General features: G+C 69.3%; 3 protein-coding genes, 1 tRNA gene and 1 rRNA gene. 1 reads left to right on the forward strand and 4 read right to left on the reverse strand.

Annotated features, from left to right (window positions below):
* Positions 1-4 precede the first annotated feature (4 nt).
* Positions 5-5470 (reverse strand): HAMP domain-containing protein, encoded by a 5466-nt coding sequence (locus tag ACIBBD_RS30170; protein ID WP_399422724.1) that lies wholly within the window; start codon positions 5468-5470, stop codon positions 5-7.
* 327 nt (positions 5471-5797) lie between these two features.
* Here ACIBBD_RS30170 and ACIBBD_RS30175 point away from each other — a divergent pair, with 327 nt between their 5' ends.
* Complete coding sequence (locus ACIBBD_RS30175) at positions 5798-8536, forward strand: SpoIIE family protein phosphatase (protein ID WP_399422725.1); 2739 nt, start codon at positions 5798-5800, stop codon at positions 8534-8536.
* A 53-nt stretch (positions 8537-8589) separates the two neighbouring features.
* Here ACIBBD_RS30175 and ACIBBD_RS30180 read toward each other — a convergent pair.
* The 3 genes from ACIBBD_RS30180 to rrf form a co-directional block, all read right to left on the reverse strand.
* Positions 8590-8662 (reverse strand) — tRNA-Thr (locus ACIBBD_RS30180).
* 75 nt (positions 8663-8737) lie between these two features.
* Complete coding sequence (locus ACIBBD_RS30185; protein ID WP_399422734.1) at positions 8738-9400, reverse strand: DegT/DnrJ/EryC1/StrS family aminotransferase; 663 nt, start codon at positions 9398-9400, stop codon at positions 8738-8740.
* A 114-nt stretch (positions 9401-9514) separates the two neighbouring features.
* Positions 9515-9609 (reverse strand): 5S ribosomal RNA (gene rrf / locus ACIBBD_RS30190); the annotation flags it as partial.

The following is a 9609-nucleotide window of genomic DNA, read 5'->3' on the forward strand; positions in this document are numbered from 1 at the left end:
TCCGTCACTCCTCCCGCATCCACTGCTCCATCACCGCCAACAGGTGATCGGGGTCGACCGGCTTCGTCACGTAGTCGGAGGCACCCGACTCGATCGCCTTCTCCCGGTCGCCCTTCATCGCCTTCGCGGTCAGCGCGATGATCGGCAGCCCCGAGAACTGCGGCATCCGGCGGATCGCCGTCGTCGTCGCGTACCCGTCCATCTCCGGCATCATGATGTCCATCAGCACGACCGCCACGTCGTCGTGCTGCTCCAGGACCTCGATGCCCTCGCGGCCGTTCTCCGCGTACAGCACCGACAACCCGTGCTGCTCCAGGACGCTGGTCAACGCGAAGACGTTGCGGATGTCGTCGTCGACGATCAGCACCTTCTCACCGCCGAACCGGATCACCCGCTGCACCTGCGCCGCCGCCTCGTGCCCCACGGGCGCCCACTGGTCCGGATGCCCGACCTGCGGCTCCCCACCGGCCACGGAGCGCCGCCGGCGCCGGAAGAGCGCGGCGGGACCGTTCTGCGTCTCCTGGTACGACTTCACCTCGGCCGGCGTCTGGATCTCCACGTCGGACAGCTCCGACAACTCGGCCGACCCGTTCTCGGAGGCCACCAGGTCCCCGGCCTCCAGCGCGGGCACGATCTGCTGGTAGCCCTGCGGCGGCAGCTCGCTCGGGTGCAGCGGCAGGTACAGCGTGAACGTCGATCCGCGCCCCGGCTCGCTCTGCGCGTGGATCTCACCGCCCAGCAACTGCGCGATCTCCCGCGAGATGGACAGCCCCAGCCCCGTACCGCCGTACTTGCGGCTGGTGGTGCCGTCCGCCTGCTTGAACGCCTCGAAGATCACCCGCATCTTGCTGGCCGCGATCCCGATACCCGTGTCGGTCACCGAGAACGCGATCAGCGGCGCGTCCGGATCGGCCAGCGAACCGGCCTCCAGCAACTGCTCCCGGATCGCCACCGGCGCCTCCGCCCCGGCCGGCCGGATCACCAGCTCGACCGACCCCGAATCGGTGAACTTCACCGCGTTGGACAGCAGGTTGCGCAGCACCTGGAGCAGCCGCTGCTCGTCGGTGTGCAGCGTGGCCGGAAGCTCCGGCGACACCCGCACCGACAGGTCGAGGCCCTTCTCCGCGGTCAGCGGCCGGAAGGTGGCCTCCACGTAGTCGACGAGCTGGACGAGCGCGATACGCGTCGGGGAGACGTCCATCTTGCCCGCCTCGACCTTCGACAGGTCCAGGATGTCGTTGATCAGCTGGAGCAGGTCCGACCCGGCGCCGTGGATGGTCTCGGCGAACTCGACCTGCTTCGGAGACAGGTTGCCCTCGGCGTTGTCGGCGAGCAGCTTGGCCAGGATCAGCAGCGAGTTGAGCGGCGTACGCAGCTCGTGCGACATGTTGGCGAGGAACTCGCTCTTGTACCGCATCGACACCGCGAGCTGCTCGGCACGCTCCTCCAGAACCTGCCGCGCCTCCTCGATCTCGGTGTTCTTCACCTCGATGTCGCGGTTCTGCCGGGCCAGCAGCTCGGCCTTCTCCTCCAGCTCGGCGTTGGACGCCTGCAGGGCCTTCTGCCGCTGCTCCAACTCCGCAGACCGCTCCCGCAGTTGCTCGGTCAGCTCCTGCGACTGCTTCAGCAGCTGCTCGGTCTTGGTGTTGACGGAGATCGTGTTGACGCTCGTCGCGATCATCTCGGCGAGCTGGTTGAGGAAGTCCTTCTGGATCTGCGTGAACGGGGTGAACGACGCCAGCTCGATCACCCCGAGCACCTTGCCCTCGAACAGCACCGGCAGCACGATCACCTGCGCGGGCGGCGCCTCACCGAGCCCGGAGGAGATCTTCAGGTAGCCGCTCGGCGCGTTCGAGACGAGAATCGTCCGCTTCTCCTCCGCGGCCGTCCCGACGAGCGCCTCACCCGGCCGGAACGACGTCGGCATGGACCCCATCGAATAGCCGTACGAGCCCAGCATCCGCAGCTCGTACTGGTCGCCGATGCCGTCGGCCGGCGGCATCGCCAGGAAGAACGCGCCGTGCTGCGCGGCCACCAGGGGCGGCAGCTCGCTCATGATGAGCGAGGCCACGTCCTCCAGGTCCCGCCGCCCCTGCATCAACGCGGACACGCGCGCGAGGTTGCCCTTGAGCCAGTCCTGCTCCTTGTTGGCGATCGTGGTGTCGCGCAGGTTGGCGATCATCTTGTTGATGTAGTCCTGAAGTTCCTGGATCTCCCCGGACGCGTCCACGTCGATCTTCAGGTTCAGGTCGCCGCGGGTCACGGCGGTCGCCACACGCGCGATGGCACGCACCTGCCGGGTCAGGTTCCCGGCCATCTCGTTCACCGACTCGGTGAGGTCGCGCCAGGTGCCGTCGACGTCACGCACGCGTGCCTGGCCGCCGAGCTGCCCCTCGGTGCCCACCTCGCGGGCGACCCGGGTGACCTCCTCGGCGAAGGACGACAGCTGGTCGACCATCGTGTTGATGGTCGTCTTCAGCTCGAGGATCTCCCCGCGCGCGTCGATGTCGATCTTCTTCGTCAGGTCACCCTTGGCGATCGCCGTCGTGACCATGGCGATGTTGCGCACCTGGCCGGTCAGGTTGGACGCCATCTGGTTCACCGACTCGGTGAGGTCCTTCCACGTACCGGCCACACCCGGCACGTGCGCCTGACCGCCCAGGATGCCGTCGGTCCCCACCTCACGGGCCACCTTGGTGACCTGGTCGGCGAACGAACTCAGCGTCTTCACCATCGTGTTGAAGGTGTCCGCCAGCTGCGCGACCTCGCCGCGTGCCTCGATCGTCACCGTCCGCGTCAGGTCACCGTTGGCCACGGCCGCGGCGACCTGGGAGATGTTCCTCACCTGAACGGTGAGGTTCTTCGCCATCAGGTTGACGTTGTCGTTGAGGTCCTTCCAGATGCCCGTGACACCCGGCACGTGCGCCTGACCGCCCAGGATGCCCTCGGTGCCCACCTCGCGGGCCACCCGGGTCACCTGCTCGGCGAAGGAGGACAGCTGGTCCACCATCGTGTTGACGGTGGTGACCAGCTCGAGGATCTCGCCCTTGGCGTCGACGGTGATCTTCTTGGACAGGTCGCCCTTGGCGACCGCGGTGGTGACCTCGGCGATCTGACGCACCTGGATGGTCAGGTTGTTCGCCATGAAGTTCACCGACTGCGTGAGGTCCTTCCAGGTGCCGGAGACACCCTGCACCTCGGCCTGACCGCCGAGGATGCCCTCCGTACCCACCTCACGCGCCACCCGCGTGACCTCCTGGGCGAACGACGACAGCTGGTCCACCATCGTGTTCAGGGTGTTCTTCAGCTCCAGGATCTCCCCGCGCGCGTCCACGGTGATCTTCTGCGACAGGTCACCCCGGGCCACCGCGGTGGCGACCTGCGCGATGTTGCGCACCTGGGCGGTGAGGTTGCCGGCCATGCCGTTCACCGAGTCCGTCAGGTCCCGCCACACACCGGCGACACCGGGCACCTGCGCCTGACCGCCGAGCCGCCCGTCCGTACCCACCTCACGCGCGACCCGCGTCACCTGGTCGGCGAAGGCGGAGAGCTGGTCCACCATCGTGTTGATGGTGTTCTTCAGCTCCAGGATCTCCCCGCGCGCGTCCACGTCGATCTTCTGCGACAGGTCACCCCGCGCGACCGCCGTCGTCACCTGGGCGATCTGCCGCACCTGAGAGGTGAGGTTGCCGGCCATGAAGTTGACGGAGTCGGTCAGTTCCTTCCACGTGCCCGACACGCCGTCCACCCGGGCCTGACCGCCGAGCCGGCCCTCCGTGCCCACGTCCCGGGCCATCCGCGTCACCTGGTCGGCGAAGGACGACAGCTGGTCCACCATCGTGTTCACGGTGTTCTTCAGCTGGGCCATCTCGCCGGACACGTCGACGGTGACCTTCTGCGACAGGTCACCGTTGGCCACGGCCGTGGTGACCTGCGCGATGTTCCTCACCTGTCCGGTGAGATTCCGGAACGCCGTGTTGACGGAGTCCGTCAGGTCCTTCCACGTCCCGGCCGCGCCCGACACCTGTGCCTGACCGCCCAGCTCACCCTCGACACCGATCTCCCGCGCCACTCGCGTGACCTCGGCACCGAAGGCCGACAGCTGGTCGACCATCCCGTTGACGGTGTTCTTCAGCTCCAGCATCTCGCCGGCCACGTCCACCGTGACCTTCTGCGACAGATCACCGTTGGCCACGGCCGTCGTCACCGCGGCGATGTCCCGCACCTGCGTGGTCAGATTGCGGAAGACGGTGTTCACCGAATCGGTGAGGTCCTTCCACGTCCCCGCCGCACCCGGCACGTTCGCCTGGCCGCCGAGCCGCCCCTCGCCACCGACCTCGTTGGCCACCCGGGTGACCTCGTCCGCGAAGATCCGCAGCGTCTCGGTCATCTGGTTGATCGTCTCGGCGAGCTGCGCGACCTCACCACGCGCCGGGACGGTCACCTTCCGCGACAGATCACCGTTGGCGACCGCCGTCGTGACCTCCGCGATCCCGCGCACCTGGGCCGTGAGGTTGCCGGCCATGGTGTTCACGGAATCGGTCAGTTCTTTCCACACCCCGTCGACGCCGGACACCTGCGCCTGCCCGCCCAGGATGCCCTCGGTGCCCACCTCACGGGCCACCCGCGTCACCTCGGACGAGAACGCCGAGAGCTGGTCCACCATCGTGTTGACGGTGTTCTTCAGCTCCAGCATCTCGCCTTCGACGTGCACGGTGACCTTGCGTGACAGATCGCCCTTGGCCACCGCGGTCGTCACCAGCGCGATGTCGCGCACCTGCGCCGTCAGCCGCTCCGCCATCGTGTTGACGGACTCGGTCAGGTCCTTCCACGAACCCGACATACCGCGCACCTGGGCCTGACCGCCCAGCTTGCCCTCGGTCCCCACCTCGCTGGCCACCCGCGTGACCTCGTCGGTGAACGTCGACAACTGGTCGACCAGGTTGTTCACCGTCCGCCCGACCTTCAGGAACTCCCCGCGCAGCGGATGCCCCGCCCCCTCCGGCGTGTGCGTCCGCAGCTCCATGCGCGGCGACAGATCACCCTCGGCCACCGCCGACAGCACCCGCCCGACCTCGGAGACAGGGCGTACCAGGTCGTCGACCAGCGCGTTCGAGTTGTCGATGGCGGTCGCCCACGACCCCTCGCAGGCGCCCGTCTCCAGCCGCTCCGTGAGTTTTCCCTCACGGCCGACCATGCGCCGCACCCGCGACAGCTCACCCGTCAGGTGGAGATTGCGGTCGGCCACCTCGTTGAAGACCGCCGCGATCTCCGACATCACGCCGTCGCCGGACACCGTGAGCCGCTTGCGGAAGTTGCCGTCCCGCATCGACACCAGGGCCGCCAGCAGCCGGTTCAGGGCCGCCGTGTCCACCGTGGTGGTACCGCTTCGTGGTGTGCCCTGCCTGTTCAGGGACTGTCCGCCTTTCGCGCGCGTCTTAGTGCCCCGCGTCGCTGCGCCAGACTCCACTTGTCCCTCCCGCAGGGATCGACCGTCCTACTGCCCGATGAAATCAGGCAGGCCCAAGGGGCTGCTGCCCGCCGTACACAGAAGACACCCAGTCTGCCCGACCTTCACAAGAAGCTTGCCCAGTGTTTCACCCTCGCCGAACCAGGCCATAACAGTTCGGCAGCACGCACACACGGTCCGCACACCCGGGGGGCGGAAACACTGCTGACCGGCATCCGTACGGACGGGGAAGGTAAGTAACCTTGCATGCGGCTGTCCAGCCGCGCCGGCCCGTCCGGTCTGGGCGGTGGCACGAGCACGAGCGGGCATCGGAGGGCGGCCGCACACATGACCACCGGACTGATCCCTGGGGAACAGCCCCCGGACCCCCGGCCGACGAGCGCCCTGCCGCAGCAGCGGCACGAGCAGGACGGCCGGGGAGTTCAGCACGTCGACAACCGGCCGAGGAGTTCTGTGATCACCGCGCGCGCGGCCGCCAGCTTCGAGCCCGTCGGGCGATCGGTCGCGACCGCCCGCTCCTTCGTCCGCGACACCCTCCAGGGCTGGGGGTTCGCCGACATCGTGGACGACGCCGTCGTCCTCACCAGTGAACTGGTGACGAACGCGGTCGTCCACGCGGGCACCCACGCCGAGCTCCTGTGCCTGCGCACCGACGACGGCGTACGCATCGAGGTCGCCGACCGCTACCCCGAGCGGGAGATCCCCCTCCAGGGCTCCCCCGCCTCCATGGGCAGCCCGGACCGCGAGGGCGGCCGCGGCCTCCAGCTGTGCGCGGCGATCGCCGGACGCTGGGGCGTCGACTACACGCCCACCCACAAGAACGTCTGGTTCCACCTCACCCTCCCCGAGCGCCCGGTCGGCACCCGCGCGGCCGGCCCGTCCCTTCCCGCCGACCTCCTCCCGCTCGCCGACGGCCGCGTCCGCGTCGCCGTCGTCCAGATCGACCGTACGGGCGCCATCTCGGCCTGGAACGAGGACGCCGAGGAACTCTTCGGTTACCCGGCCGACCAGGTCACCGGCAAGCCCCTCACCGACCTCGCCGCCTGGCCGCACACCCCCGGCACCAGCACCGGCATCGCCGAGGCACTCCGGCTCTCCCGCTGGGAGGGCAGCTACGGCCTCCGCGGCGCGGACGGCCGCGTGACCCCCGTGTACGCCTCCCACCTGCGCGTCCGCGACACCCACGGCGACCCTTCCACGGTCTGCCTCCTGGTCCGCGACCACGAACGGGCGGTCCTGCAGACGCCGTCGCGCGTCCCGTCCTCCGACACCACCTCCGCCGCCGACGGCCAGAGCACCGACCCCTTCGAGGTGTTCATCGGCTCCCCGGCCCCGGACGACCTCGACGGCCTCCTCCAGCGCACGGTCGAGCGCGCCCGCGACATGCTCGACGGCGACTCGGCGTTCCTGCTCCTCGCGACGGACGACGAGACGGAGTTGGAGGTCCGCGCCTCCACCGGCCTGCCCTCCGCCCGCCAGCGCTTCGCCCGGGTCCCCGTCGAGGCGGGCCCCGGCCGCTACGGCTCGGCCCGCATGCCGGCCGTCCACGAGGACCTGCTGGCCGTCCCCGGCGCCGTACCGCTGCTCAACGGCACCGGCATGCGCTCGGTGGTCACGGTCCCGCTGAAGGTCGAGGGACGCCTCACCGGCTCCCTCGGCGTCGCGGCGGAAGCCCCCGGCAGATACTCCAACGAGGAGGCCCTGCGCCTCCAGTTCGCCGCGGACCGCATCGCGCTGGCCGTCGAATCGGCCCGCCTGGGCGAGCTGGAACGACTGCGCCGCGGCTCCCTGAGCTTCCTCGTCGAGGCCTCCGACCTCCTCGCCGGCACGCTCGACCGCGACCAGACCCTGGCCCTGATGGCCCAGATGACGGTCCCCACCCTCGCCACCTGGTGCGCGGTCTACACGATCGCCGACCAGGCCTCCGACCCATACCTGTCGTACGTGCTGCACGAGGACGAGGAACTCATCGACGGCATCAAGTCGTTGCTGTCGAAGATTTCCCCGCCGGACCCGGTCCCCACCCCGGGCGCCCGCGTCTGGTCGGCTCCCGGCGAGGCGGCGCACGAGGCGGCCCTGCGCAGTTCCATGCGCAGTCTCGGGCTGACCGGTGGCCCGAGCCACCAGATCTCCTCGGGCATCGGCCCCACCCTGGCCACCGCCTCCGCGGTCGGCGGAGAGACGGTCGTACTCCCCCTGGTCGCCCGTAACCGCGTCATCGGCATGCTGACCCTCGGCAAGCCCACCGACGAGCACTTCCGCCAGGAAATCCTGGAGCTGGCCGAGGACCTGAGCCGCCGAGCGGCCCTCGCCCTCGACAACGCCCGCCTCTACTCGGAGCGCACGGCCATCAGCCAGTCCCTCCAGCGCAGCCTCCTGCCCCCGGAGCTGCCCGAGATCGACGGCGTCGAGGTCGAGGTCATCTACCGCGCGGCCGGCGAGGGCAACGAGGTCGGCGGCGACTTCTACGACGTCTTCCCCATCAGCGACGGCGCCTACGGCTTCGCCATCGGCGACGTCTGCGGCACGGGCCCGAACGCGGCGGCGGTGACGGGTCTCGCCCGCCACGCCCTGCGGCTGCTGGCGAGGGAGGGCCTCAGCGGCCCGGCGGTCCTGGAGCGCCTGAACTCCGCGATCCTCGACGAGGGCGCCCGCAGCCGCTTCCTGACCCTCCTCTACGGCGAGTTGCGGGTTCAGGAGGACGGCAGCGCGGAACTGAAGGTGGTCTGTGCCGGCCATCCCCTCCCCCTCCGTCTGCGCCAGGACGGCACGGTCGAGGCGGCGGCCGAACCCCAGCCCCTCCTCGGCGTGATGGATGACCTGGAGCTCTACGAGCAGACGGTCACCCTCGACCCGGGCGATGTCCTGCTCTGCGTCACGGACGGCGTCACCGAGCGTCGCGAGGGCACCCGCATGCTGGGCGACGACGGCCTCGCCGACGTCCTCACGACGTGCACGGGCCTGACGGCCGGCGCGGTCGCGGCCCGCATCATGCGCGCGGTGGAACGCTTCGCGTCGGACGCCCCGTCCGACGACATGGCGATCCTGGCGATGCGCGTGGCCTGAGGGAAAGGCATAAAAAATCCCCCCGCCCGATTGGGCGGGGGGATTTTTAACGGAGCCCCCAAACGGAATCGAACCGTTGACCTTCTCCTTACCATGGAGACGCTCTGCCGACTGAGCTATAGGGGCCTGTCACCTTTTTGAGGTTTCCCTCGCGGCAACGGAATAGATCATACCCCGAACAGAGCCCCAGCCCAAACTCCTTCAGAGGGCGGGCTGGAGCAGTCCTCCGAGCGCGTTGCACGCGGACACGATCCGCTGCATGTCCCGTTTGGTCAAAGACCCGTCCACGGGCAGCGCGAGCGTCTCGTCTGCGGCCAGCTCGGTCTGCGGCAGCGAAACGCAGCGTCGGAACTCGGGCATCCGGTGCAGCGGAGTCTGCACCGGCACCCGGCACGCGACTCCCCGCACCCGCAGGGCCCGGGCGAACGCGTCCCGGTCGGGCCGCCCGTTCCCCGGTACCCGCACGACGTACTGCTGGTAGGTGTGCCCGTCCCCACCATCGGGCGTCCGCACCCCCCGCAAGCGCGCATCAAGATAGGCGGCCCGCTCCCTGCGCTGCGCGACCTCGTCGTACGGCGCCTCGGACTCCCCGTGCTGCAACACCAGCAGCCCATGCCGCTGCCCCACCTCGTGCAACCGCCCCATGTCCGCCGACCGCCCGAACCGATGGACGGCAACGACGGCCGCGGTCCGCGAAGTTACGGCGTCTTCGACGGCGACCGCGTCGAGGCAGTACGTCACCGGATCCACATCGGCGAACACCGCGAGCGCGCCCGCCAGGGTCACCGCCTCGGCTACTTCGACGTTCCCGAAGGCCGGCACGACGACCTCGTCGCCGACTCCTACACCTGCGGCCCTGAGCATTGCTGCAGTACCCATGCGCTGGATGCTGGGCGCGCAACATGAACCCCAAGTGACGAAAGACAAAAAAGGGTTGGGCCCCGAACCGAAGTTCGGGGCCCAACCCTTTCAAAATTTGTTCGGCGGCGTCCTACTCTCCCACAGGGTCCCCCCTGCAGTACCATCGGCGCTGTAAGGCTTAGCTTCCGGGTTCGGAATGTAACCGGGCGTTT

The organism is Streptomyces sp. NPDC051315 (genome assembly GCF_044455165.1).
Lineage (GTDB): Bacteria > Actinomycetota > Actinomycetes > Streptomycetales > Streptomycetaceae > Streptomyces.